Consider the following 23,438-nt stretch of genomic DNA (forward strand, 5'->3'; position numbering starts at 1 on the left):
TTGCCTGCTCGCCTACAGCCCCACGTGCACCCCGGTGATGCGGCCGCTCTGCACCAGGAATCCTCGCCCGGGTGGAAAATCTGCGCGCTTCGCGTGCGTGAACGGGGTGGTGAACACCGATGGCGCGTCATTCGCGTCGGGTTGCAGCGCGAGCGCCCAGCGTGCCCCGCGCAGTGGCGAAGCGAGTTCCCATACGGTTCCCAGCGTGGCGTTTTCACCCTCGACGATGGTCGTCGCTTCGCTGCGGCGCAGCAGCTTCAGTAGGGTGCCGAGCGCAGCCTCATTGCCACTGCCGTCGAACCCGCCGATGTCTTCGATGACGACGATCGCGCGACTGCCCAGCTTGGGGAACGGTGGCGGGGTGGTGCTGGCGGAATCCGCGGACTCTGAAGGACCTGGTTCATGAGGAAGAGTGCCGACGAGCGGCAGCAGCGTGAGGCCCGCCGGGGCCGCCGGAGTACCGCCGAGTGCGAGCGTGAGGCGCTCGATGGTCTCGGTGCGGGTTTTCGGCGTGTCTGCCACGACCGACCACCCGATTGCCGCGCGCAGTTCACTGCGTCGCGGAGCAATCAGTACTGCATCCAATGGACGCTCATCGACACTGGCGTCCTCGCTTATGGCGGCGAGCAGCGAGCGAATCGCGTGCGTGCGCCCTGAGCCCGCCGGCCCGGTGACGAGCGCCATCCCTTCAGGCGGCGCAGCGACGCCCTTGAGATGGTCGGTGTCGATGGCGAACGGCGCGGTGCCGGTGTCGGGGCCGCGCACAATCTCGATACGCTCGATGGACGAGGGAACCGCGGGCACGGGTGCAGGCCGTTCCGTGAGTTGCTCACCGAGCCGCATCGCCAGCCGTTCAATCGCAGCGCGAGTGTCTGCGAGATCACCGCTCGCTCCGGGCAGTGCGATCTGCAGCTCATCGCCCGAGCCGATGCGAATGGCGCGCCCCGGCCCGGCTTCGTCGAGCGCCTCGAACGGCACCCCCAGCATTTGGTAGTCGGCTTCTGCGGTCAGTCTCAGGGCCAGGCGTTCCGAGAAGCTCGAGGCGAGCGAGGCGGGCAAGCCGTTCGACCGTTCTGAGGTCAGCACGACGTGCACGTTTACGCTGCGCCCGCTCGCGGCGATATCGATGAGATCGGCGAACGGGTCGGCGCCGCCACCGCGATGCTCGTGCGCATCGCGGAAGGCTGCGAGCCCGTCGAGCAGCACGATCACCGGCGCTGGGTTCACGGCATCGACGGCCGCCCGCTCAGCGATGACGTTTTTCGCGAGCGCGAGCAGGCGGATGACACGGTCGCGCTCGTCGCCCGGCACGATGTCGCCGGTGTGCGGCAAAACGTTCAGCATTCCGAGTCGCCCGCCGGCGCAGTCAATGCCGTAGAGATGCGTCCGCGGATCGGTGGTCACTGCTGAGACGGCCAGCGAGAGAAGCGCGGTGGTCTTGCCAGAGCCTGCTCCACCAAAGATGGCAAGGTTGCCGATTTCTGCGAAATGCACCGTATAAGAGGACTGCCGCTGGGCCTCCGGCTCGTCGACGAGGCCGAGCACGACGCCGGCGGATGCGCCGCGTCTGGCGCCGCGGGCCGGGAACCCCGGTGTCTGCAAAGATTCCAGCGACAATTCGTTGGGCAGCTGATCGACCCACGGGCGTCGTGGCGGTGCGGTGTCGAGTCGTTGAGCTGCGGTACTGATGTTGGCCGCGAGGGTTTCGATGTCGCGCGCGCCCCGGTGGGCCCGTGCGGTTCCTGAGCGCGCTTCGGGGATCAGGCTCCACGGCTCGCGCTCGCCGAACGCGAGGTCGCGGACTTCGGCGGCGTCGCGATGCTCGGACTCTGCGCGGCCGCCGAGATATCCGGCTTGCAGATGCGCAAGGCGCCCGGCACCGACCTTGATCGCCGCGCGGCCGGGAACTTCGGCAGAGAAGAAGGCGGCGTCGGTGACGCCGATCACATCGGAGCTGTCGGCGGGATCAGCCATCCGCAGCGCCACGCGCAGGTTCGTGTTGGCGCGCAAGTTGTCGGTGATGACGCCTGCTGGCCGTTGGGTCGCCATGATGAGGTGCAATCCAAGCGAGCGCCCGCGCTGTGCGACATCGATCACGCCGTCGACGAACTCCGGAATCTCCTTCGCCAGCGCGGCGAATTCGTCGATGACGATGATGAGCACCGGCGGTGCTGCAGGATCGCCGCGCCGCTCAAGCGAGATGAGATCTTTGGCGCCTTTCTCAGCCAACAGTTCCTCGCGATAGCGAAGCTCCGCCCGAAGTGAGGTGAGCGCTCGGCGCACGAGGTGCGTATTCAGGTCGGTCACGAGGCCGACCGTGTGCGGCAGGCCGACGCAGTCGGCGAACGCGGCGCCGCCTTTGTAGTCGACGAGGAGAAAGGTCAGGCGATCCGGCGCATAATTCGCGGCGAGCGAGAGAATCCAGGTCTGCAGATACTCGGACTTGCCCGACCCGGTGGTGCCGCCGACGAGCGCGTGGGGCCCGTGCACTCTGAGATCGATTTCGACAGGCCCGGCACTGCCTTGCCCGACGATTGCGGCGAGAGCACCCGGTGAGCGTTCGCCCCCGGATCGCCAGTGCGCGACCAGACTGTCGGTCGCACGCCACTGCTGTTCGATCGCGTCGGCTGCTCCGAGGATGTCGCCGGGCACGAGGCGTGCGAGTGCGACGCTTCGCGGCAGATCGCTCTCGTCGAGAACGCGTGCGCCGGCGTCGACGAACGGCGCCAATTCACGCGCATACGTGTGGATCGCCGGGAGCTCGACGCCCTCGAGTGCGCTCAGCTCGACGACCTCGCTCTGCCGTACGAAATGCGCGCGCCAGGTGTCGGTGTGTGCTTCGATGACGGTGCGGCATGCTGCAGGGATGTCGCCGATCGAGCCCGCGACCCAGATGAGGTGCACGCCGACATCGGCACCGTCTTCGGCGAGGCCCACCAGTCGCGTGCGGTCGACGAGGGTATCGGCGAGCACCAGCACGATCACGGCAGGGTGTATCGGTTCGCAGTCGGTGGGGGTGAGGCGCTCTGAGGCATCTGCCGCGCTCCCTGACATTCGGGAGCGCACCTGCCCGGCGTGACCGCCTGAAGTGCGGTCGGCGATGAGCCCTTCGAGTTCGGTGAGCAGCAGATTTCCGCTGCGTTCATCTGCCGCAAGATGGGATGCAGTGATCGGACTGTATGCCGAGTCGGCGTGGGGCAGCCATTTGACCCACGCCCAATCGGCATCGGCCTGCGCGGAATTGGCGAACGCAGTGACCACCAGGTCTGCAGGCGAGTGCAGCGCGGTGAGCTGCAGCATGATCGCGCGCGCGGATCCTGATGCCCATGCCGGGTGCCCGGCGATGGCCAACGATCCGCAGCGGTCGAGTCGCTCGATTACGGGGACGGCATCGATTGTCGCGTAGCGGTCGTGCAGCTCGGTCAGCCTCGCCCACTGCGCGGCGGCGATCTTGCCGCGAGCCGGCAGCTCCACCGCTTTGCGGCTGGGCAGTGAGCCGGTGCCCAGCCGCAGTTCGAGGAATGAACGGTGCTCCGGGCGACGCGACCAGACCCGCGGATTGCGCTGCGCGACGTCGTTTGCGAGCGTTGTTGCGGAGGGGGATTCGGCATCTCGACCGAGGCGCTCGCGCGCAACGTTGGCCTCGAGTGCTTCTTGACTCTGCGCCAGGCCGGCCTCGAATTCGTCGAGCTTGCGCCGGGTCGACTTTCGGCGAGTGAGCCGATTGTCGAGCCACGAGCCGACCATGATCAGTGGCGACAGCGCGACGAAGATCAGGCTCATTGTCGAGTGCGTGGTGAGGTAGAGCACTCCACCTATGAGGAGCGGGGCCACCATCGCGATCAGGGGAAATCGTGTGGGTTCGGCCTCGTCAGGTGGCGCGGGCAGATCGAGAACCGGCGGGGCGAATACCGGATCGACAACCGGTGACTGCACGTGTTGCACCGTACTGTCGAATGGCGCAGGCGTGGTCGACGGAGGGCCAAGCGTCACCTGCACGCGAATCGTGCCGAACTCCACGACCGCCGTTCGTTCGACTCGAATGATGCGGGACGTGGATTTGAGCCGCTCGCCATTCGTGCCGATGATTGCGGTGCCGTTCGCCGACCCGAGGTCTTCGATTTCCAGAGAGTCGCCGATGCGACGCAGGATCGCGTGACGTCGAGACACCCCGGGGTCGTGCAGCTCCACTCGATTCGCGCGGTCGCGGCCGATGGTCGTATGGCTGTCGGAGGGCAGAAAGACCACCTGCTCTTGTGAGCCGTTCATAACGGTCAGGGCGGCGATCGCGAGTCTGGTGCGACGCCCGTAGCCTGGATGCGATTCGAGTACGGGTTCGATGCGCGCACCCGAGACGAGGCCAGAACTCCCGGTGAGATCGCCCGCATCAAGAATGAGTACCGTGCCGTCGGGCTGTGTCATGCGGAGAGTCAACGGTGCCTGCCGGTGCACCGCGAAAGGAATGAGCTGCGGGTGACCGGCGCCACCACGCACAAGATCGCGAGCCAGCTCGCCGACCGTGGATGTGGCATCGCACGTGAGGGTCACGTCTCGAGCGCGCTGGTGCACGTCATCGAGGTACTCGGTTACGGAGAGTCGGAACTTCATAGGGTGGAGTGAAGCACACGCGCACGGAAGTTTGCAGACGTTATCCACAGCGTTTGCGAGAGCCGCCGAGGGGCACTCATGACGGCACGCACGCGTACTCTGCTGTGTGTTGCCAGAAACGGAGACTCACATGACGCTCTCAGGCGAAACCGGCCCCTTCTTCCACGGCACGATTGCCGACGTTCAGCCCGGCGGCCTGCTCAAGGCCGGGCGGCCGTCGAACTACCGGCCCGAGGTGATCATGCGGCACATCTACTTCACCGCAGCCGCCGACGGCGCGGGCCTCGCGGCAGAACTCGCCGCCGAGCTCGCGGGCGGCGCAGCCCCCAAGCCCCGCGTCTACGAGGTCGAGCCCACGGGCACATACGAGGACGACCCCAACGTCACCGACAAGAAGTTTCCCGGCAACCCCACGCGCTCATACCGCAGCAGCGCGCCGCTGAGAGTCGTGCGCGAAGTCACCGAATGGAAACGGCTGACACCCGAAGCCCTGCAATTCTGGCGAGATCGCATCGTGAACGTGTCACCTGAGGAGCGCGGGGAGATCCTGAACTGACACCGCATCATTCGTGATCGGGGGCAACCAGCGACCGCGGCGGTCGCAGGAGCATGCGCGCACTGCACCGAAACCCACCATTGCGTTTCTTATGCGTGGAGAGGTTTACTGAAGGCATCGTGATCTCGGTACCCGACAGGGGAGGGCCGGATGTTCGAAGTCGACCTGCAGGGCGTGCCGCAGCGCGCCTTCACCGGAGCGCTGCCGGCCCCAACCGACATCGATGACCTCGTGCGGCAAGCGCACGCGAGATATGCATCGCACCGCGAGGGCTCAGTCGCCGATTACATTCCGATTCTCGCTGAGGCGCCACCCGACCTCTTCGGCATCTCGGTCGTCGACGTTGCGGGCGGCGCGCACGAGTACGGTGACGCCGTCCACGCGTTCTCGATCCAATCGATCTCGAAAGCGTTCGTTTTCGCGCTGGTCTGCGACGCCATCGGTCATCAGGCGGTGCACGACCGCGTCGGAGTGAACAACACGGGCCTGCCGTTCAACTCGGTCATGGCGCTCGAACTCAACGGTGGCTGCCCGATGAACCCGATGGTCAACGCCGGCGCCATCGCCACCACTGCACTGATGCCGGCGGCGACGCACGACGAACGGTGGGGTCGCGTGCGCGACGGGCTCGGCAGATTCGCGGGCCGCGAACTCGAGATCGACGCCGAGGTGTACCGCTCAGAGATGCGCACCAACACGCGCAACCGCGCCATCGCTCGGCTGCTCGAGGGCTACGGCCGCCTCGAGACCGACCCCGACGCCGTCGTCGACACGTACACGCGGCAGTGCGCGCTCACGGTGACGGCCCACGACCTCGCTGTGATGGGCGCGACCCTCGCCGACGGTGGGGTGAACCCGGTCACGGGGGAGCAGGTGGTCTCTGCCGAGGTCGCGCGAGACACCCTCGCGGTATTGGCGTCGTGTGGCATGTACGAGCGCTCGGGCGAGTGGCTCTACGAAATCGGGGTGCCGGCGAAGTCGGGGGTCGCCGGCGGCATCGTCGCGGTGTCGCCCGGCAAAGGGGCGATTGGCGTGTTTTCGCCGCCGCTCGATTCCGCCGGCAACAGCGTGCGCGGGCAGCGGGTGTGTGCGTTCCTTTCACGGGCGCTCGGGCTGAACCTCTTCGCGTCGCAGCCAGAGTCAGCCCCAGCCCCACACCCCAGCGATGACCCGGAGGCACTATGAGCACTGCGACCGCCGACCCCACGAGCACCTCCGAGCGCCGGTCGTGGGGGCCGATGATCGGCCTCTTCCTCGCGCAGGTGCTGATGTCGTTCAACGTTGCCGCCCTGCCGATCTCGCTCGGTGGCATGGTCGCCGACTTCGGAGTGCCGCCGACAACGGCGAGCACGACGATCGTGGTGTACGGCCTCGCGGTGGCGGCGCTGGTGATGACGGGCGCGAAGCTCGGGCAGCGGGTGGGGTGGGTGCTGATCTTCCGCATCGTGGTGGTGCTGTTCGCGGGGTCGTCGTTGCTGATGATCTTCTCGCAGAGCATCGGCTGGGCGATCGGCGGCCAGGTGCTGGCGGGCGCATCGGCGGCGATCATCGTGCCGGCGCTCGTCGCGCTCATCGCGGAGAATTACCGCGGAGACCAGCAGGCGACCGCGGTCGGTTCGTTGGGCTCGGCGCGCGCGTTCTCGGGAGTGAGCGCGTTCTTGATCGGCGGCACGCTCGGAACCCTGGTGGGCTGGCGCCCGATCTTCTTCATCACGCTGGGCCTCGCGGTCGCGGTCTTCCTGCTGAGTTTCGGGCTGCGCTCCGATCGGGGCAACAAATCGGTGCGCATCGACCTGGTTGCGTCGGTGCTGATCGGCGCCGCAATCGTGATGCTCACGCTCGGCTTCAACAACTTGAACGGCTGGGGGATGCTGCTCGCCCGCGACAGCGCCCCGTTCACCGTGCTCGGCATGTCGCCGGCACCCCTGCTCATCGTGCTGGGCGTGGTGTTCGGGCAGTTCTTCTTCCGTTGGACCCGGCGCCGCATGCGGGCGGGCAAGACGCCGCTGGTCGATCTCAGCGTGCTCGACCGGCCGGAGGAGCGCGCGGCGATCTACGCGATGTTCATCATCGTGCTGATGGAGGCCGCGGTGAACTTCACGCTGCCGACCTACATTCAGGTGGTGCAGGGCCGCACCCCATTCGACACGTCGCTCGCGATGATGCCGTTCAATCTGACGGTGTTCATCACGGCCACACTCATCGTCAGGTTTTACGGGCGTTTTGCTCCCCGCACGATCGCGCTGTTCTCGTTCGCACTCACGACCGCGGCGCTGCTCTGGCTCGCGTTCGTCGTGACGAACAACTGGGAGACGGTTCCGACAATCGTCGGTCTCATCGTGTTCGGTATCGGGCAGGGCGCGCTCGTGACCCTCGTCTTCAACGTGCTCGTGACGGCGGCGCCGAAGGAGCTCGCGGGCGACGTCGGGTCGATTCGCGGCACGACGCAGAATCTCGCTTCAGCGGTGGGCACCGCGGTGATGGGCGCGGTGCTGGTGACGCTGCTCACGGCCGGCGTCGCGCAATCGGTACAGGATCACCCGGAGCTGCCAGCCGAACTCGTGTCGCAGGTGGATCTCGACACCGTCAACTTCGTCGGCAACGACGAGCTGCGCGCCGCGCTCGACTCGACCACGGCGACCCCCGAGCAGGTCGAGGCAGCCGTCGCGCTGAACGAGGAGCAGCGGCTGCGCACCCTGAAGTTCGGCTTCCTGATTCTCGCCGGCATCAGTGCGATCGCGGCGCTCCCCGCGTCGCGGCTGCCGCGCTATCAACCCGATGAGATTCCGGATCCGGAGCAGGCCTGAACGCTAGGCGGCTGGCGCGGAAGGCGCGGAAGGCGCGGATGGTGCAGAAGATGCCGATGCGACGCGCGGGATGTCACCGAGCAGCTCGCCCAGATAGCGCAGGCTGCCGACGAGGTCGGAGCGATCCTGCGTCACGTGAGCGAACCAGGCACCGACGCAGTACCCCTTCACCAACACGACCAGTGGTTCGAAGCTGCCGGGCCGTTGCGTTTCAAGTGCCTGCCGCCACGGTTCGAGCGCGCGCTCGCAGTTCACGCGGATGTGCTGCTGCATACGCCGCGTGAGCTGCACGTTGCCGCGACGGATCGCGTACCCAGTAATGTCGTAAAAGGCGAGGTGCGCGTCGACCGGCGCAGAGAGCGAACTCTCGAGCAGCCAGTCGAGCTGTGCCGCAAGCGTCGCGCGAGGCGCGTCGGCCGCGAGCGTGCGCGATACGCCATCGAGCAGGTGCGCGGCGACCGCGTCGAGCAGCTCTTCTTTCGAGGCGAACCAGTAGTGCAGGCTGCCGAGCGGCAGGCCCGCCGCCTCGGCGATGCGGCGTGTGGTGGTCTTCGCGATTCCGACCTCAGATACGACCGCGAGTGCCGCGTCGATGAGCGTCTGTCGCACGTCACCCCGCGGCTCATTCGCTTCCGGGCTCATATTCGGAGTATAAACCGGGTGGTGCTGCTCAGGTGAGCCGGCTGCGCTGCGGGAGAATCAGTCGGCGGCGTTGGCAGCGATGAAGTCGTGCACCAGCGTGATGGCGGCGTCGCTCTCGAGGTGCAGGCCGTGCAGCTGGTCTTCGAAGACACGAAAGTCGGCCTCGGGGATGGCGGCGGCAAGTCGCTCTGCGGAACCCAGCGGAATGAGGCGGTCGCCGTCGCCGTGCAGCACGAGCGTCGGCGCGGTAATGCGGGCAGCCTGCTCGGTGGTGTCGTGGCTGCTGCTCGCGCGGCTGAGGGCGCGCAGGGTGGCGCGTGCGCCGTCGATGTCGAAGAACCGCTGCACGGCGACCGGGTGCTGCTGCGCCCAGGCGTCGTGGAAGAACAGCGCGCTGCGATCCGCTCGTGTACCTCCGTAGAGCAGTCGGTAAGCGTCAGTGTCGCGCGGCTGCTCATCGCGTTCGCCGAGGCTCGTGGCGATCAGGCTGAGCGACTGCACTCGGTCGGGCGCATCTATCGCGACCCACTGCGCGATCTTGCCTCCCATCGAGTGCCCGACGACGTGTGCGGTTTCGATGCCCGCTGCATCGAGCACGGCGCGTGCGTCACTCGCGAGTAGTCGTGTGGTGATCAGGTCGGGGTCGCCGGCTTCGGAGCCGGCGATGCCGCGCTGCTCGAGCCGGATCACGCGGAAGTCGGCGGCGAGACGGCGTGCGACGGGCTCCCACCCGAGTGCGGAGGTCGCTTGGCCCTGCAGCAGCACCACGGCCTCACCGGAGCCGTGCGAGAACCAGCGCAGTTCAGTTCCGTCGTCGGCACGCGCCGATCGTGCGTCGGCGAGAAACTCGGCAGCGGTGGGAATGTCGGCGAGGGTTTTGGGTGCCGCGTCGATGGTCATCATTCCAGGCTACTCCGCGCAGGCGCGCGAGTGCGCCACCGGCGTCACCCGACGTCGAAGATGAGCCGTCGGCGAACGCGGGCGACCGGCCCCTGGGCCGAACCGACCGGCGAAGCGGCTCTAGCCGCCGAAGACGGAGAGCTTGCCGTAGTGCTCGGCGAGCAGGTAGTACACGGTGAGGCGCTGGCGGCGGCCGGGAACGCGCTCGCCGATGGCCGCGATCGCCGCATCGATCTCTGCGTCAGAAGCGGTGATGCCGAGCTTGCCGCGCACGAAGTTCTCGCGCACCGTGGCGAGTTCGGCCGGGTCGCTGAACGCGACGAGGCGCGCGTCTGCGTTTTGCAGCGCGAGAGCGTAGGTGGTCTCGAACTTCGCGACCACGGCCTCGTCAGCGTCTGGGGCGTAGAGGCGGATGTCTGCGAGTGCGCTCATCGGTGTTCCCTTCTGGGCGGGGCACCGTTCGGTGCCGCGCGGTTGGAGTGGGTGCTCGCGATCAGTATGGAGGTATTCGATGCACGGCGGCGAGACTGCAGGTGAATATTCAGCTGCGGCTCGGGTCGGCGCGCGACGTATTTCGGATTCGGTCGAGCGCGACCCCTGGTGGGTTCGCGGTTGTTGGGGTACGTTGCGAAGACGGTGCCGGATCACCCGGCCGCGACCGCCAGACCATCAGAATGGACCCGCGCATGCATGCGAAACCGAAGTTCCGAGTTGGACTCGCGGCGGCGACGCTGCTCGGGGCCGTCGCGCTCACCGGGTGCGTCTCGCTCCCCGACATGATTGCGCTCGCGAGTGGTGGCGGGTCGAACGCTTCGCAGTCCGCGACCCCCGCACCGACCACTGCGTCGCCCACTCCGGAAACGGAAGACGACGCGGCGAACGGTGGCGTCGGCGATGATCTCGGCGACGCCTTCGCGGAGCGCGAGCAATTCTTCCGTGACCAGCAGCTGCCGCTCGACGGCTCGTTGTTGACCGCGGTCACCCCGCAGCAGCAGGAGTTCATCAGTCAGCAGCGGGGCTACGTTGAGTCGCAGGGCGGCACCTGGACGCCCGAGGCGGAGCATACAGCCCTCGCGCTCGCCGCCGACGCGTGTGAGACGTCGATTCTGAACGGGCACGAGGTCGACACCGACACGTTCATCTCGCACTTCCAGACGGAACCGCTGCTGCCGGCGCTCGTGCCCGATACGCTCCCCGACGATCAGCGGGCGGTGGCCGAGCGCAACGTCGCGAGCATCATGGTGTTCGGTACCGGCTTTCTCTGCCCGGCCGACGCCCCCCAGTGGGAGGCGGGGTTTGCCGAGGTGTACGGCAACTAAGGGGCGCAACACCCGGGCGCCCGGCTACGCCGCGGGCTCGAGCGCTGCTTCTGCCCGTTCGGGGCTCCCCTCGGTGAGGCCGGAGGCGATCCGGCGCCGATTCGCGAGCCACAGCGCGGCGCCCGCGACGAAGACGAGTACCTCGGTCACGGTGAGCGCCCAGATGATGCCGCCGAGCCCGAACCAGGCGTTGCCGAGCAGCACGATCGGAACGAACAGCACGCCCTGGGCGAGCGAGATGCCCATCGCCGGCGCGATGAGACCGGTGGCCTGAAACAGCGAGGTGATGAGGCCGGTGAATCCGTTGACGATGGTGGCGACCAACTGTGCGGTCAGGATCACCAGGCCGATCGCGAGCACCGAGTGGTCGGTCGAGAAGAGGGTGAACACCTGCTCACGGAAGATGAAGACGGTGCCCGAGAAGACGAGCACGATGGTGCCGACTGTGAGGGCGGCGCCGCGAAGCGCCGCGTTCAGGCGTGCGCCGTCTCCCTTGCCGAACGTGTAGGCGAGCAGTGGCAGCACCCCGATGGTGACGCCCATGACGAGGAACTCGGGCACCTGCGCGATGCGTACTGCGACGCCCATGGCGGCCAGCGCGTCGTCGCCGTAAGCGGCCGCGAGGTGGTTGAGCACGAGCGTGGTGACGATGAGGAACGATGCCTGCACGAGTTCGCTCGCGCCGATGCCGAACACCGGCTTCAGGATGTCGCCGCGCAGCGTGAACCAGCGGGGCGCGAAGCTCACGTTGGCGCTGTTGCGGTGCAACCAGACGAGCCAGTAGACGATGCTCGCGACGTTGCCGAGACCGATGGCGAGCGCAGCACCGGCCACGCCCCAGTTCAGCACCAGGATGAACAGCACGTCGAAGAGGAGGTTACCGACGGTCGAGATGATCATGCCGATCATCGCCTGGCGTGCGGCGCCTTCAGAGCGCACGATCTGCTCGAGCGCGAACGCGGCGACGAGCATGGGCATGAATGCGAGCATGACCGCGACGTAGGCTGCGGTCGGAGCGGCCGCGGCGGCATCGGCACCGAGGGCTGCGACGAGTGGATCGAGCAGCATGAGGCCGATCGCGCCGAGCACGACGCCGGTGATGACCGCGCCCCACAGCGCGAACGCGGCGACGCGCTTGATGTCTGCGGCGCGCTCGGGGTCGTGTTCGGAAGCGCCGAGCAGGCGCGACATCAGCGAGCTGCCGCCGACGCCGAAGACCCCGCCGACCGCCATGATGAGGCCAAGCAGCGGGGTGCCGAACGTGATGGCGGCGAGCAGACTCGTGTCGTGCTGGGCGCCGATGAAGCCGGCGTTGATGACGTTGTAGACGGCGCCGACGACCATCGCGGCGGCCATCGGCACGCAGAGGTGCACGAGCGCGCTGAAGATCGGGGCGGAGGAGAGGATGCGGCGATTTTTGGCCGCGGCGGTGTCGGAACGGGTGTCGGTGGGCGCGGTGTCGGTAGGCGCCGGATCGATGGTGGTCATGGGAATCCGATCTGGAGTGGATGAAGCGTCGAGAGATTTCGGGCAGCGCTGCGCTGCCCGATTTCGGGCATGGCGCAGCGCCGGCGGTGCGTGCGCTCGTGCGGGCGCACCGATTCGACCCCTGGCGCCGGGGGCGCGGGGGCGGATGTAGAAAGGTGGGGGAGGCCGACCGCTAGCGGGTCGGCTCGGGCAGCTCCGCAGTGATCTTGGTCAGGAGGGATCGCAGCTGCTCGCGCTCATTCGAGTCGAGCGGTGCAAGCAAGCCGTCGTCGAGGGCGAGCATGGCGTCGGTGAAACCGTCGATGAGAGCGATGCCTGCGGGGGTCGCGAAGACGCGCTTGGTGCGCGCGTTCTCGGCGTCGCTGCGTCGCTCGATGAGTCCGCGTCGTTCGAGCCCCTGGAGGAGACTCGATACGCTTGCGGCACTGGTGCGTGTGATCTCGGCGATGTCGCGCTGGATCGCGCCGGGTTGCCGCTGCAGATACCCGAGAACGAAACTCTGCTCCTGGGTCAGCTCGCGCTCGCGCACCCATTCTTCGGCGCCTTTGCGCTGCGCCCACCCGATCCAGCGCATCAGCTGCAGGGGAGTATCGAAGCTCGGTCGTTCGTTCATGGTTAGAACACTAACCGTTAGGTCTCAAACTGTCAATTGATCGTTGCTACGCTGGCGCCATGAACACCTCACTCGACGCGCTCCCGACCCCGGCTCTGCTGCTCGATGAGACCGTGCTGCAGGCGAACATCGACCGCATGGCGGCGTGGTCACGAGCCCGCGGCATCGCACTGAGACCCCACGCGAAGACGCACAAGTCGATCGAGGTCGCCCGCCGCCAGATCGCTGCGGGCGCGGTCGGCCTCACTGTGGCGACAGTATCGGAGGCGCTCGTGTTCGCCCGCGCCGGGTTCGACGATCTCTGCATCGCCTACACGCTGTGGGTCGACACGGCGAAGCGGCCGCAATTGCTCGAACTGCTGCGCCTCGCTCGAGTGCGCATCGGCGTCGACTCTGCAGAGTCGGCCGCGCGGCTCGCCGACGCGGTGCCGGCGGCACTGCGCGATCGCCTCGAGCTGATCGTCGAGGTCGATTCCGGGCACCACCGCAGCGGGGTGCAGCCGTCGCGCGCCGGCGAGATCGCCGCCGCGGCTCAATCCTGCGGGCTCAACGTCGTGGGCGTCTTCACGTTTCCCGGGCACAGCTACCACCCCGAAGGGGGGGCCGCGGCCGCACGCGACGAGGCGGCGGCGCTCGCCGCAGCGGCGAATGCGTTGCGCGACGCCGGCGTCGCGGTCTCGGTGCTGAGCGGGGGATCATCGCCTTCCGCCGCATTCGCCGATGCTGACGTGCTCACCGAGATGCACCCCGGGGTCTACGCGCTGGGTGACGCGCAGCAGTGGGAGCTCGGTGCGATGGAGCCCGAGCAGGTCGCCGCGCAAGTGCTGGCAACGGTGGTATCGCGCACCGACGCGCACGTCATTGCGGATGCCGGCAGCAAGATGCTGGCGACGGATCGCGGAGCCTACTCGACCGGATTCGGGCGGGTGCTCGAGCACCCCGATGCGCGCATTACCGCCCTTTCTGAGCACCACGCGACCATTACCGGGCTCGACGTACCGGTAGGCACGCGAGTGCGTATCGTGCCGAATCACGTGTGCGTCGCGGTCAACCTCAGCGACGCCTACGCATGCATCGCTGGCGACGGGGCCGTGACCGTGTGGCCGGTCGACGCGCGCGGGTGCAATACCTAAGGGTTGGGCGTATCGCCGGGGCTGGTGCACCGGGGCATCGCGCACGTAGGCTGCGAGCATGATGGGTCGTGCAGCCTCCCCGCTGAATCGGCACGGCCGTGTCGGGCGAGCGGGTGTGGGTGCCGTGACCGCGGCGCTGCTCGGGATCGCCCTGGCCGGATGCACCGACCCCGATGCGGGCGGTGCGACGAGCTCGGGTGATCCTACGCCCACGACGGCAGCGACCGAATCGATCGAGAGCGCGGTCGTTGCGGAGGGCCTTGCGGCGCCGTGGTCGATTGCGTTTCACGGCGATACCCCGGTGATCAGCGAGAGAGACTCCGGGCGCGTGCTCATGCTGTCGGGCGACGGATCAACGCGAGAGATCACCACCGTCGAAGGGGTTACCCACGGGGGAGAGGCTGGGCTGCTCGGGCTCGCAGTGCGTGATGACGCGCTCTATGCGTATGCCACGCGCGGAAGTGAGAATCAGATTCTGCGATATACGCTGTCGGGGGTCGGAACCGGACTCGGCGTTGGTGAGCCCGAGGTGCTGGTCGACGGGATTCCGGCAGGGTCGACGCACAACGGCGGGCGCCTCGCCTTTGGGCCCGATGGCATGCTCTATGCGACGACGGGAGATGCCGGTGACCGCGAGTCGGCGCAAGATCCGTCGTCGCTCGGCGGCAAAATACTCCGGGTCACCGTCGATGGCGGCGTGCCCGATGACAACCCGGTGCCGGGCTCGCCGGTGTGGACCCTCGGCCACCGCAACCCGCAGGGGCTCGCCTGGGGGCCCGACGGCACGATGTACGCATCCGAGTTCGGGCAGAACACCTGGGACGAGCTCAATGTGATCGAAGCCGGGAACAATTACGGGTGGCCCGAAGTGGAGGGGCGTGCGGGCGTCGCCGGGTTCGCCGACCCCGTGCAGCAGTGGACTCCTGACGAAGCCAGCCCGAGCGGAATCGCCGTGCACGACGAGCATCTGTGGATCTCGCATCTGCGCGGTTCGGCGCTGCGCGCGGTGCCGCTCGACGAGCTCAGTACTTCGACGGTGCATCTCGCCGGTGAGTTCGGCCGCATTCGCGATGCCGTCGAAACTCCCGACGGCCGGTTGTGGGTGCTCACGAATAATACGGATGGGCGGGGCGCGCCGGGCGCCGGAGACGACCGAGTGCTCGAAGTGACGGAGGAGGCCGGCTCGTGAGCCGGTCGCAGTCGGGATCGGGCCCGGTTTCGGGGTCGGAGGACGTCGAGGCCTGGTTCGCGGCGAACCCGCACGCGCTCGCCGACGGCGCCCGCTCGGTGCGCCGTGCGATCCTCAGCGCAGATGCGGGGGTGACCGAATCAGTGAAGTGGCAGGCGCCCAGTTTCACGTGGAACACCATCGACTTCGCGACGTTCAGTATGCGGCGCCCCATTCAGCTTCAGGTGATCCTCCACACGGGCGCAAAAGCGCGCCCGGACATCGACGAAATCTCGATCGAAGCGGTCGGCAGCCGGTCGCGCAGAGCTGGGCACAACCGCGAGATCATCACCTTCGCCTCGAACGCTGAGGTCGAAGCTGCTCTGCAGTCGTTCGAGCGCGCGGTGCGCGCCTGGATTCAGGCGCTCCCGGATCCCGGGTGATCGGAGGCGACGTGCGTTGCGGCCGCGCACCTGAGTTCCCAGGCCCCCGGCGCGTGCGCCCCCGCGCCGGCCGCCCGATGAAGTAGACATGGAGCACGCGATCGACCGACCAGCATTCGCCGGCACGTGAAGGGACAGCATGCGCCCCACCTCAGACCTCCCGATGACCGATCAGGTTCGACACGGGCAGCTGCGTGCGTCCAATCCGTGGGCGAACGGGGTGCGCTTTGCGGTCGCGACGATCCTCACCGTTGCGCTCAGCACCGTCGCGGTCGGAGCATTCGCCGTGTGGAGCCTCGTCGGAGGCATCAATACCGTCGAACTTCCCGGCGGCGACCCGGTTGAAATCTCGTCGGGCACCATCGACGGTCCGCTTACCGTGCTCGTCGTCGGTACCGACTCGCGTGCGGGGCAGAGCATCGATGACGGTGAAGAGGGAAACCTCAACGACGTCAACCTGCTGCTGCACATCGCCGCCGACCACCAGAGCGCGACGGTCGTGAGTTTCCCGCGAGATCTGATGCTGCCGATTCCGAGTTGCCCCGGGCCCAATGGCGAGCCCGACTACTACTCTGCGATGAGCGAGCAGCAACTCAATTCGACCTTGAACAGCGGCGGACTTCCCTGCGTCGCGGCGACCCTGTCGGAACTCACCGGCCTCGAGATTCCCTACGCCGGTGAGATCTCATTCGACGGGGTGATCGCGATGTCGAACGCTGTCGGCGGCGTCGAGGTCTGTCTTGCCCAACCCATCGTCGACCCGAACACCGATCTCGATCTGCCCGCCGGTCAGGTCACGCTCGAGGGCACTGAGGCGCTGCAGTTCTTGCGCACCCGCTACGGCGTGGGCGACGGCGGCGACACCAGTCGTATCAGCAATCAGCAGGTGTTCATGTCGGCGCTCATGCGCAAGCTCAAGAGCGCCGAAACGCTGTCAGACCCGGTGAAGGTCTACGGGCTCGCGAAGGCCGCAATCAGCAACATGGTGCTCTCATCGAACATGCAGTCGATGCCCTTCTTGCAGGCCGCGGCCGGCACGATGCAAAACATCGAGCTCGAGAACATCACCTTCGTGCAGTACCCCACAGCTCGGCACCCCTACGCCGAAGGGCGTCTCGTCGCCCTCGAACCGCAGGCGTCTGCGCTGAACGAAGCACTGATCAGTGGAACGCCGATCACGGTGGGCGGCACCGGTGAAGGCGTCGTCACGGAGGATCAGGTGGGATCAGCCGACGCCGGGGGAGTCGCCGACGCGAGCGGGGTCGACGCTGTCGAGGCCGGAGTCGATGCCGAGGCCGCTGCCGCTGCCGACTCCGATGCCAACTCCACTGCGGATGCGAGCGGTGCCGCGTCTGTCGCAGATGCGGCGGCTGATTCCTCAACCGGCGCCGATGCAGCGACAGCTGATACCTCCGCAACAGCTGACGCTTCCGCGACCTCGACGGGCGAGGGGATCACCGGTCAGAACGCCGCCACCGTCACTTGCTCGCAGGGGCGCACGGTGCTCTGACCGGGCGCATCCCTGGTCTGCTGGGCCGCCTCGTGCGGTGTGGTATCGCCTCGTGCCCTGACAGGGTCGCCCCGCTTGAGCCGGCGATCCGACACCTGATGCCCCGGTTGTCTCCCGTCCTGCAGGAAAAATTCACTCATGCGGTCGAAATCTGGCGCATCGTCCGAACGATGGAAGTTCTCCGTGTGCACGAAAGATCGGAGCTGAGCGCGGTGCCGCGGCGTCGCGGTGCCGCGGCACCGGCGCACCGTCTCACCCGTTGAACTGAGCCGGGTGCGGCCCGGTGCGACCGTCGCGCTCCAGGCCGTCGATCGCCGCGAGCTCCTCGCCCGACAACGCGAACCCGAACACGTCGAAGTTCTCGGCGATGCGCGCGGGCGTCGTCGACTTCGGAATCACGATGCGGCCCTGCTGCAGGTGCCAGCGCAGCACGACCTGGGCAGGCGTCTTGCCGTGCCGGGCGGCGATGTCGCGAATCGCCGGCTCGCCGAGCACCGCCCCTTGAGCGAGCGGGCTCCACGCCTCGGTGGCGATCCCGCGCGCCGTGTTCGCGGCGACGACCGCGCGATTCTGCAGCGCGGGGTGCAGTTCGACCTGGTTCACGGCGGGCACGATGCCGTGCGCGCTCGCGATGTGGTCGAGATGATCCGGCTCGAAATTGGAGACGCCGATGGCCCGCACGCGACCTTCGGCGAGCAGTCGCTCGAGCGCACGCCAGGTATCGGCGTAGGTGCCGCGTGCTGGCGTCGGCCAGTGAATGAGGTAGAGGTCGAGCGCGTCGAGGCCGAGTCGCTCGAGCGTCGCGTCGTAGGCGCGCAGGGCGCCGTCGATGCCGTGGTCGTCGATCCAGACCTTCGAGGTGACGAACAGTTCGTCGCGGGCGATGCCAGATGCGGCGAGGGCGCGACCGACGCCGATCTCGTTGCCGTAGATCGCGGCGGTGTCGATGCTGCGGTAGCCGGTCTCGAGCGCCGCGGTGACGGCGGCGGTGGTCTCGTCGTCAGGCACCTGGAAGACGCCGAAGCCGAGCTGCGGCATCTCGATGCCCGAGTTGAGGGTGATGGTGGGGATGGTCATGGGGTCTCCTGGTGCGGTGGGTGTGTGGAGGTGGGTGAGCTGCGCTCAGCGGGTGGGTTCGGGCTGTAGGGAGTCCGCTGAGTGCAGATCTTCCGCTGCGTGCTGCGCGGCGAGGTGCCTGGCGGCGGGGCGACTCGCGCCGGCGCTGCGCCGCGCGGCAGTTGCCGCCGCGATGATCACGACGAGTGCGACGGTGGTGAGGGCGGCGCCGATCCAGATGGGTGCGGTGTAGCCGAGGCCGAGCGTGATGCCGACGCCGCCCGCCCAGGCGCCGAGCGCGTTGCCGACGTTGAATGCGCCGATGTTGGCGCCCGATGCGAGCGTCGGCGCTCCGCCGGCGTACTGCATGACCCGGCTTTGCAGGCCGGGTACGGTGCCGAACCCGAAGCCGCCCATCAGCACGAGTATCAAGATGGTGGCGGTCGGCGACGACGCGAGCAGGCCGAAGAGTACGAGCACGACGGTGAGCGCGGCGATGAACCCGATGAGGCTGCCGTCGATCGACCGATCGGCGAGGCGACCGCCGGCCCAGTTGCCGATGACGAGCCCGAGGCCGAAGAGCACGAGCAGCCAGGGCACGGTCGAACTCGCGAAGCCGGTCACCTCGGTGAGCGTGTAGGCGATGTAGGTGAAAGCGCCGAACATGCCGCCGTAGCCGAGCACGGTGACGGTGAGCGAGAGCCAGACCTGGCCTGAACGGAATGCGCCGAGCTCGGAGCGGAGGCTGACAGCCGGGGCGTGGTCGCGCGGCGCGCGGACGAGGATCGCGATACCCGCGAAGGCCACGAGCCCGATGGCCGAGATGATCCAGAAGGTGGATCGCCAGCCGAACTGCTGACCGATGAACGTGCCGAACGGAACGCCGAACACGTTCGCAGCGGTGAGGCCGGTGAACATGATCGCGATCGCTCGGGCCTGTTTGCCGGGGGCGACGAGGGAGGCCGCGACGACCGAGCCGATGCCGAAGAAGGCGCCGTGGCTGAGTGCGGCGATGATGCGGCCGACCATGGCGAGGTCATATCCGTTCGCGAGGGCCGTGGTCGCGTTGCCGACGATGAAGAGCACGATGAGGCCGAGCAGTACAGGCTTGCGGGGCAGCCGCGTGGTGGCGGCGGTCAGGCCGAGCGCGCCGACGACGACGGCCAGTGCGTAGCCCGAGATGAGCCACCCGGCGGCCGCTTCCGAGACCCCGAAGTCGGTGGCGACCTCCGGCAGCAGGCCCATGATGACGAATTCGGTGAGCCCGATTCCGAAGGCTCCGAGAGCGAGGGCAATGAGTCCCAGTGGCATGTGGTGTTCCTGAGCTTTCCGAGTAAACTAGTTGCAGGCGCGGGATATTGCGTCAGCGCAGATAATGATTGCACACGCAATTAGTCGGCGCAAGCAACGAATGCGCTCGCGCGCCGTGCATGCAGCAGTGTGTACCGGATCGCGCGTACGCCGAGCACCGGGAGACATGATGGGCATTGCCGACGACGCCGTCGAAATTCGCGCGCACGGGTGGCGCACGCTCGCCGCGCTGCACACCCTGATCGAGGCGGAACTCGAGCGAGCGCTCGCCGCAGCGGTCGAGCTCTCGGTAGTCGAGTACACCGTGCTCGACGCGCTCAATCGTCAAGACGGGTGGCACATGCGCATGCAGCAGCTCGCCCGAGCCACGGCACTCAGTGCCAGCGCCACCACCCGCCTCGTGACGCGCCTCGAAGACCGAGGCCTGCTCACGCGCATTCTCTGCGCCGACGACCGCCGCGGCATCTACACGGAGCTCACCGCCGCTGGCCATGCGCTCTATGACCGAGCGCATCCGCTGCACGACGCGACGCTCGAGCGTGCGCTGGCCGAGGCGGCCGAGCAGCCCGAGCTCGCCCCGGTCGTGCGGGCGCTGCAGGAATCGCACGCGGGGGTTGAGCCAGCCGCCTGAATGCGTCGGGCGGCGCCGTACTTGCGTTTGCGCCCTGCGTGCCTGCGCCCTGCCTGCCAGCGCCGTGCCGGCGCTTTGCCGGCGCGTGTGCCAGCCGCAGCGTTTCGTCGCGCAGGAGAAATCGCGTCGTGCGGTCGGAATCCTGGCCGGCGCTCCGTGACTCGCGGTTTCTCCTGCGCGAGCGAAGGTGGGCGTTGGGCGGGGAGTGTGGAGCGGGGAGCAGGTCGCGTCCGGTTCGGCTTCGAAGCGCGGCTTAGCCGATCCAAGTCGCGCAGCAAACCTGAGCCAAGAACACTCAATGCTGGCACAAAATGCGACATACAATTCGCACTGATCTCGGATCGTGTGCGCACATGTGCACGAAATGCGATAAATTCGAACGGATTGTGCGCCATTGCGCCAATCTGCGGCGAAAACCAAAACTGGGCCGTTATCTTTGACCTATGCCCACCGGAACCGGTGGAGACAAGACGTTCCGAGGAGTCGCCGATGGCACCACACATTGAGGGCGCTGGCACGAAGCAGCAGCGCGGAATCGAAACCCGACTGGCGCTGCTCGAGGCATCGGGTCGCGTGTTTTCGCGACTCACCTACGATCAGGCCAAGTTGAAAGACATTTCTGACGAGGCCGGTGCGAGCCAGGGCTCGATCTACTTCCACTTCGGCAACAAGTACGACATCGCTGAAGCGGTGCTCACCGTGCAGCAGGATCGCATGAGCGCACTTCTCGAAGAAGAAATCAAGGTGGGTCGCTCGGCCTACGACACCATTCTGGTGATGCTGCCGCGCCTTGCTGAGCTCATGGCGGGCGACACCCTGGTGCAAGCAGGGCTGCAGCTGGTCGACTCGCTGCCCGAAGAGCTCAAGGAGCACGGGCACAATTCGTACACTCGATGGCAGCAGGCCACGCTCGAACTGATCGAGCAGGGAGTCGCCGAGGGGTCGATTACGACGACCGAGGCACCTGAGCTGCTCGCGGAACTCATCACCGAGATCTACATCGGCGCTCAGATGATGTCGGGCATGGCAGACCGCTGGGCCTCGCTGCCCGCGCGTATCGAGCGCGCGCTGCCCCTCGTGCAACGGCTGCTGCGTCCCGCGCAGTAGGCGGCTGCCGGAGAGGCCCCGAGCGCACCCTGTCGCTAGTGCGCCGCGACGCGTGAAACGGCACGTTCGCCTCGGGGCCCGTACAGATGCAAGATCTCGACGGCCCGACCATCGGCCGGTCCGAACCAGTGCGGGGTCAGCGAAGAGAATTCCGCGGTTTCACCGGGGGCGACACAGTGCTCCGCACCGTCCAAAATAAGTCGTAGGGTTCCGGCGAGCACATAGAGCCAGGCGTGCCCAGCATGCGACCGCAGGCGAACTTCGCGCGGCCCGAGCACCTGCTTGAACACTCTGACGTTGCCGGGCGACTCGGTGAGCGGCACGATCACACCCCCGCTCTGCGAACGCCGCGGCGAGAGGTGCACGCGCGCGTCGCCGGTTGCCGGTGCGGAGACCAGGTGGTCGAGCGCGATGGCGAATGCGGCGGCGAGGGGCAGGAGCAGGTCGAGTGTGGGCTGGCGGTGGCCGGTCTCAAGCCGCGAGAGTGCGCTGACCGACAAGCCAGTGCGTCGGGAGAGATCGGCGAGCGTCCAGTGCCGGGCGCGGCGCGGCTCGCGCACTCGGGGGCCGATTGCGGCGATGGTTTCGTCGACGTCGCAGTCCATGTCGGTATTTTTGCAGATTCCGCAAAAACTCTCGGCGCGATGATGCACTTCGGGAGACACTGACTGCTGTTCGGCACGCGATCGCGTGACGTCGAGCCAGAAAGACCGGTACCGTCGATGACTGCCACCCGCACGCCTCCGCCCACGTCCACCTCCGCTCCCACCGCCCGTCGACGCTGGACAATCCTCGCGATCTGCGCGTCGGCGCTGTTCCTGGTCGGTCTCGATACGACGATTGTCACGGTCGGACTCCCCGCGATCGGTGCCGGGCTCAGGGTCGGCAGCGGCAGCCTCGCCTGGGTGGTCGACGCGTACACGGTGCCGTTCGCAAGCCTCCTCATGACGGCCGGGGCGCTGGCTGATCGATTCGGCCGTAGACGCGTGTTCCAGATCGGGTTGGCGGTCTTCGGCGCGGCATCGATCGTATACGCGTGCGTGTCGGATCCCGGGGCCCTCATCGCCGCGCGCGTACTGCAGGGGGTGGGAGCGTCGATGCTCACCCCGGTAGCGCTGTCGATCGTCGTGCAAGTGATGACCGACCCGACCGAACGCGCGCGGGCGATCGGCGTGTGGGGCTCGGTGTTCGGAGTGAGTATGGCGGCGGGGCCGCTCGTCGGCGGCGCACTGATCGCCGCGTTCGACTGGCGCGCAGTGTTCTGGATCAACGCCCCGGTGATCGCCGCTGCGATGATCCTCGTCGCCATCTTCGTGCCGGAGTCGCGCGGACAGCACGCTCGCCCACTCGATGTGCCGGGTCAGGCGCTGCTCATGCTCGTGATCGGCACCGGCGTCGCGCTGCTCATCGAGGGGCCGCGCGTGGGCTGGGGCCACCCCGGCGTGCTCGGCGGTGCGATCGCGTTCGTCGCGCTGCTCGTGGCCTTCGTGCTGGTCGAGCGCCGCACGGTGCAGCCGCTCATCGACCTCGCGCTGTTTCACGTGCCGAGCTTCGTGGGAGCGGTCGTCGGGGCGATCGCGGTGTTCGTGGGCTTCAGCATCACCCTGCTGACGACGACGCTCCTGCTGCAGGAGTCGTTCGGCTGGACTCCCCTCGCGGCCGGGGCCGCTTCGCTGCCGATGGCGATCGCCTCGACGGTGTGTGCGCCGATCGCCGGGTACCTCGTGGGGCGCTCGGGCGCGCGGCTGCCCCTGATGATCGCCGCGATCGCGCTGACGCTCGGCGGGGCGCTCTTCCTCGGCGTTGTTGGGGGTGTCGGCCCGGCATGGTGGGCTCCGGTCTACCTCGCGGTGGGTATCGGGGTGGGGTTCGCGAACGCGCCGATCACGAACACGGCGGTGAACGGGCTTGCGCCGGATCGCGCGGGTGTCGCGAGTGGCACCGCATCGACCGCGCGACAGGTGGGCACCGCGATCGGCATTGCGCTCGCGGCGAGCTTCGTCGCGCACACCTCGGGGCCGCAGCTCATCGCGGCATCGCTGCCGGCGTGGATCACCGTGCTGGCGTGCGGTGTCGTGCTGCTCGGCGTCGCCGGCACCGCGGCGCGATCGCGACGGGTGTGAGTGTCGAGCCGGGCGTGAGCGCG

Annotated in this window: 20 protein-coding genes; 11 read left to right on the top strand and 9 right to left on the bottom strand. The window is 67.7% G+C overall.

Features of this window, described 5'->3' with window-relative positions; translation table 11 throughout:
* Positions 1 to 12 precede the first annotated feature (12 nt).
* Entirely contained in the window at positions 13 to 4,608 is a 4,596-nt protein-coding gene (locus tag ACZF5Y_RS00315) for a type VII secretion EssC family protein (RefSeq protein WP_497533824.1), read from the bottom strand.
* Positions 4,609 to 4,738: 130 nt separating this feature from the next.
* Between ACZF5Y_RS00315 and arr the strand changes: the two genes are divergently transcribed.
* From arr to ACZF5Y_RS00330, 3 genes are all read left to right on the top strand, one after another.
* Positions 4,739 to 5,164, top strand: coding sequence for an NAD(+)--rifampin ADP-ribosyltransferase (gene arr, locus ACZF5Y_RS00320; protein WP_497533825.1), 426 nt, complete (start codon positions 4,739 to 4,741; stop codon positions 5,162 to 5,164).
* A gap of 150 nt (positions 5,165 to 5,314) precedes the next feature.
* Positions 5,315 to 6,349, top strand: a complete 1,035-nt coding sequence (gene glsA / locus ACZF5Y_RS00325; RefSeq protein WP_497533826.1) for a glutaminase A — start codon at positions 5,315 to 5,317, stop codon at positions 6,347 to 6,349.
* The gene (locus ACZF5Y_RS00330; RefSeq protein ID WP_497533827.1) at positions 6,346 to 7,971 is read left to right on the top strand and encodes an MFS transporter; all 1,626 of its coding nucleotides are present in this window, start codon (positions 6,346 to 6,348) and stop codon (positions 7,969 to 7,971) included. The genes glsA and ACZF5Y_RS00330 overlap by 4 nt, the downstream gene beginning before the upstream one ends.
* A gap of 3 nt (positions 7,972 to 7,974) precedes the next feature.
* Here the strand turns inward: ACZF5Y_RS00330 and ACZF5Y_RS00335 are convergent, their stop codons facing one another.
* The 3 genes from ACZF5Y_RS00335 to ACZF5Y_RS00345 all read right to left on the bottom strand — a co-directional run bounded on the left by ACZF5Y_RS00335 (position 7,975) and on the right by ACZF5Y_RS00345 (position 9,945).
* Positions 7,975 to 8,613 carry a TetR/AcrR family transcriptional regulator gene (locus ACZF5Y_RS00335; protein WP_497533828.1) on the bottom strand — a complete coding sequence of 213 codons (639 nt, stop codon included), beginning with the start codon at positions 8,611 to 8,613 and terminating at the stop codon, positions 7,975 to 7,977.
* 57 nt (positions 8,614 to 8,670) lie between these two features.
* Positions 8,671 to 9,513 (bottom strand): alpha/beta fold hydrolase, encoded by an 843-nt coding sequence (locus tag ACZF5Y_RS00340; protein WP_497533829.1) that lies wholly within the window; start codon positions 9,511 to 9,513, stop codon positions 8,671 to 8,673.
* A gap of 120 nt (positions 9,514 to 9,633) precedes the next feature.
* The gene (locus tag ACZF5Y_RS00345; protein WP_497533830.1) at positions 9,634 to 9,945 is read right to left on the bottom strand and encodes a DUF2853 family protein; all 312 of its coding nucleotides are present in this window, start codon (positions 9,943 to 9,945) and stop codon (positions 9,634 to 9,636) included.
* Positions 9,946 to 10,199: 254 nt separating this feature from the next.
* Here ACZF5Y_RS00345 and ACZF5Y_RS00350 point away from each other — a divergent pair, with 254 nt between their 5' ends.
* On the top strand, positions 10,200 to 10,832 hold the full coding sequence (locus tag ACZF5Y_RS00350; protein WP_497533831.1) for a hypothetical protein: 633 nt from the start codon (positions 10,200 to 10,202) through the stop codon (positions 10,830 to 10,832).
* A 24-nt stretch (positions 10,833 to 10,856) separates the two neighbouring features.
* Here the strand turns inward: ACZF5Y_RS00350 and ACZF5Y_RS00355 are convergent, their stop codons facing one another.
* Positions 10,857 to 12,320: an MATE family efflux transporter gene (locus ACZF5Y_RS00355; protein ID WP_497533832.1), complete on the bottom strand. Its 1,464-nt coding sequence runs from the start codon at positions 12,318 to 12,320 to the stop codon at positions 10,857 to 10,859.
* 172 nt (positions 12,321 to 12,492) lie between these two features.
* Positions 12,493 to 12,933, bottom strand: coding sequence for a MarR family winged helix-turn-helix transcriptional regulator (locus tag ACZF5Y_RS00360; RefSeq protein ID WP_497533833.1), 441 nt, complete (start codon positions 12,931 to 12,933; stop codon positions 12,493 to 12,495).
* 59 nt (positions 12,934 to 12,992) lie between these two features.
* On the opposite strand from ACZF5Y_RS00360, the gene ACZF5Y_RS00365 reads away from it, so the two are divergent.
* From ACZF5Y_RS00365 to ACZF5Y_RS00380, 4 genes are all read left to right on the top strand, one after another.
* Positions 12,993 to 14,066: an alanine racemase gene (locus tag ACZF5Y_RS00365; RefSeq protein ID WP_497533834.1), complete on the top strand. Its 1,074-nt coding sequence runs from the start codon at positions 12,993 to 12,995 to the stop codon at positions 14,064 to 14,066.
* 58 nt (positions 14,067 to 14,124) lie between these two features.
* Positions 14,125 to 15,255 (top strand): PQQ-dependent sugar dehydrogenase, encoded by a 1,131-nt coding sequence (locus ACZF5Y_RS00370; protein ID WP_497533835.1) that lies wholly within the window; start codon positions 14,125 to 14,127, stop codon positions 15,253 to 15,255.
* A complete protein-coding gene (locus ACZF5Y_RS00375) occupies positions 15,252 to 15,677 on the top strand; it encodes a DUF1801 domain-containing protein (protein ID WP_497533836.1) in 426 nt (141 codons plus the stop codon). Before ACZF5Y_RS00370 ends, ACZF5Y_RS00375 begins: the two co-directional genes overlap by 4 nt.
* A gap of 139 nt (positions 15,678 to 15,816) precedes the next feature.
* Positions 15,817 to 17,187: an LCP family protein gene (locus ACZF5Y_RS00380; protein WP_497533837.1), complete on the top strand. Its 1,371-nt coding sequence runs from the start codon at positions 15,817 to 15,819 to the stop codon at positions 17,185 to 17,187.
* Between the two features lie 252 nt (positions 17,188 to 17,439).
* Here ACZF5Y_RS00380 and ACZF5Y_RS00385 read toward each other — a convergent pair whose 3' ends face one another.
* Complete coding sequence (locus tag ACZF5Y_RS00385; RefSeq protein WP_497533838.1) at positions 17,440 to 18,264, bottom strand: aldo/keto reductase; 825 nt, start codon at positions 18,262 to 18,264, stop codon at positions 17,440 to 17,442.
* A 45-nt stretch (positions 18,265 to 18,309) separates the two neighbouring features.
* Positions 18,310 to 19,554, bottom strand: a complete 1,245-nt coding sequence (locus ACZF5Y_RS00390) for an MFS transporter (protein WP_497533839.1) — start codon at positions 19,552 to 19,554, stop codon at positions 18,310 to 18,312.
* 169 nt (positions 19,555 to 19,723) lie between these two features.
* Here ACZF5Y_RS00390 and ACZF5Y_RS00395 point away from each other — a divergent pair, with 169 nt between their 5' ends.
* Together ACZF5Y_RS00395 and ACZF5Y_RS00400 are read left to right on the top strand one after the other, a co-directional pair.
* On the top strand, positions 19,724 to 20,185 hold the full coding sequence (locus ACZF5Y_RS00395; protein WP_497535353.1) for a MarR family winged helix-turn-helix transcriptional regulator: 462 nt from the start codon (positions 19,724 to 19,726) through the stop codon (positions 20,183 to 20,185).
* 489 nt (positions 20,186 to 20,674) lie between these two features.
* Positions 20,675 to 21,292, top strand: a complete 618-nt coding sequence (locus ACZF5Y_RS00400; protein ID WP_497533840.1) for a TetR family transcriptional regulator — start codon at positions 20,675 to 20,677, stop codon at positions 21,290 to 21,292.
* Positions 21,293 to 21,327: 35 nt separating this feature from the next.
* Here ACZF5Y_RS00400 and ACZF5Y_RS00405 read toward each other — a convergent pair whose 3' ends face one another.
* On the bottom strand, positions 21,328 to 21,897 hold the full coding sequence (locus tag ACZF5Y_RS00405) for a helix-turn-helix domain-containing protein (RefSeq protein ID WP_497533841.1): 570 nt from the start codon (positions 21,895 to 21,897) through the stop codon (positions 21,328 to 21,330).
* Between the two features lie 117 nt (positions 21,898 to 22,014).
* Between ACZF5Y_RS00405 and ACZF5Y_RS00410 the strand changes: the two genes are divergently transcribed.
* Positions 22,015 to 23,415, top strand: a complete 1,401-nt coding sequence (locus ACZF5Y_RS00410) for an MFS transporter (protein WP_497533842.1) — start codon at positions 22,015 to 22,017, stop codon at positions 23,413 to 23,415.
* The last annotated feature ends 23 nt before the right edge of the window (positions 23,416 to 23,438 follow it).

It is taken from the genome of Leucobacter sp. WKLB1, assembly GCF_059696215.1.

Excerpts from the sequence above, each read along its gene's own strand:
- ACZF5Y_RS00315 (WP_497533824.1), bottom strand. The coding sequence starts at position 4,608 with ATGAAGTTCCGACTCTCCGTAACCGAGTACCTCGATGACGTGCACCAG.
- arr (WP_497533825.1), top strand. The coding sequence starts at position 4,739 with ATGACGCTCTCAGGCGAAACCGGCCCCTTCTTCCACGGCACGATTGCC.
- glsA (WP_497533826.1), top strand. The coding sequence starts at position 5,315 with ATGTTCGAAGTCGACCTGCAGGGCGTGCCGCAGCGCGCCTTCACCGGA.
- ACZF5Y_RS00330 (WP_497533827.1), top strand. The coding sequence starts at position 6,346 with ATGAGCACTGCGACCGCCGACCCCACGAGCACCTCCGAGCGCCGGTCG.
- ACZF5Y_RS00335 (WP_497533828.1), bottom strand. The coding sequence starts at position 8,613 with ATGAGCCCGGAAGCGAATGAGCCGCGGGGTGACGTGCGACAGACGCTC.
- ACZF5Y_RS00340 (WP_497533829.1), bottom strand. The coding sequence starts at position 9,513 with ATGACCATCGACGCGGCACCCAAAACCCTCGCCGACATTCCCACCGCT.
- ACZF5Y_RS00345 (WP_497533830.1), bottom strand. The coding sequence starts at position 9,945 with ATGAGCGCACTCGCAGACATCCGCCTCTACGCCCCAGACGCTGACGAG.
- ACZF5Y_RS00350 (WP_497533831.1), top strand. The coding sequence starts at position 10,200 with ATGCATGCGAAACCGAAGTTCCGAGTTGGACTCGCGGCGGCGACGCTG.
- ACZF5Y_RS00355 (WP_497533832.1), bottom strand. The coding sequence starts at position 12,320 with ATGACCACCATCGATCCGGCGCCTACCGACACCGCGCCCACCGACACC.
- ACZF5Y_RS00360 (WP_497533833.1), bottom strand. The coding sequence starts at position 12,933 with ATGAACGAACGACCGAGCTTCGATACTCCCCTGCAGCTGATGCGCTGG.
- ACZF5Y_RS00365 (WP_497533834.1), top strand. The coding sequence starts at position 12,993 with ATGAACACCTCACTCGACGCGCTCCCGACCCCGGCTCTGCTGCTCGAT.
- ACZF5Y_RS00370 (WP_497533835.1), top strand. The coding sequence starts at position 14,125 with ATGATGGGTCGTGCAGCCTCCCCGCTGAATCGGCACGGCCGTGTCGGG.
- ACZF5Y_RS00380 (WP_497533837.1), top strand. The coding sequence starts at position 15,817 with ATGCGCCCCACCTCAGACCTCCCGATGACCGATCAGGTTCGACACGGG.
- ACZF5Y_RS00385 (WP_497533838.1), bottom strand. The coding sequence starts at position 18,264 with ATGACCATCCCCACCATCACCCTCAACTCGGGCATCGAGATGCCGCAG.
- ACZF5Y_RS00390 (WP_497533839.1), bottom strand. The coding sequence starts at position 19,554 with ATGCCACTGGGACTCATTGCCCTCGCTCTCGGAGCCTTCGGAATCGGG.
- ACZF5Y_RS00395 (WP_497535353.1), top strand. The coding sequence starts at position 19,724 with ATGGGCATTGCCGACGACGCCGTCGAAATTCGCGCGCACGGGTGGCGC.
- ACZF5Y_RS00400 (WP_497533840.1), top strand. The coding sequence starts at position 20,675 with ATGGCACCACACATTGAGGGCGCTGGCACGAAGCAGCAGCGCGGAATC.
- ACZF5Y_RS00405 (WP_497533841.1), bottom strand. The coding sequence starts at position 21,897 with ATGGACTGCGACGTCGACGAAACCATCGCCGCAATCGGCCCCCGAGTG.
- ACZF5Y_RS00410 (WP_497533842.1), top strand. The coding sequence starts at position 22,015 with ATGACTGCCACCCGCACGCCTCCGCCCACGTCCACCTCCGCTCCCACC.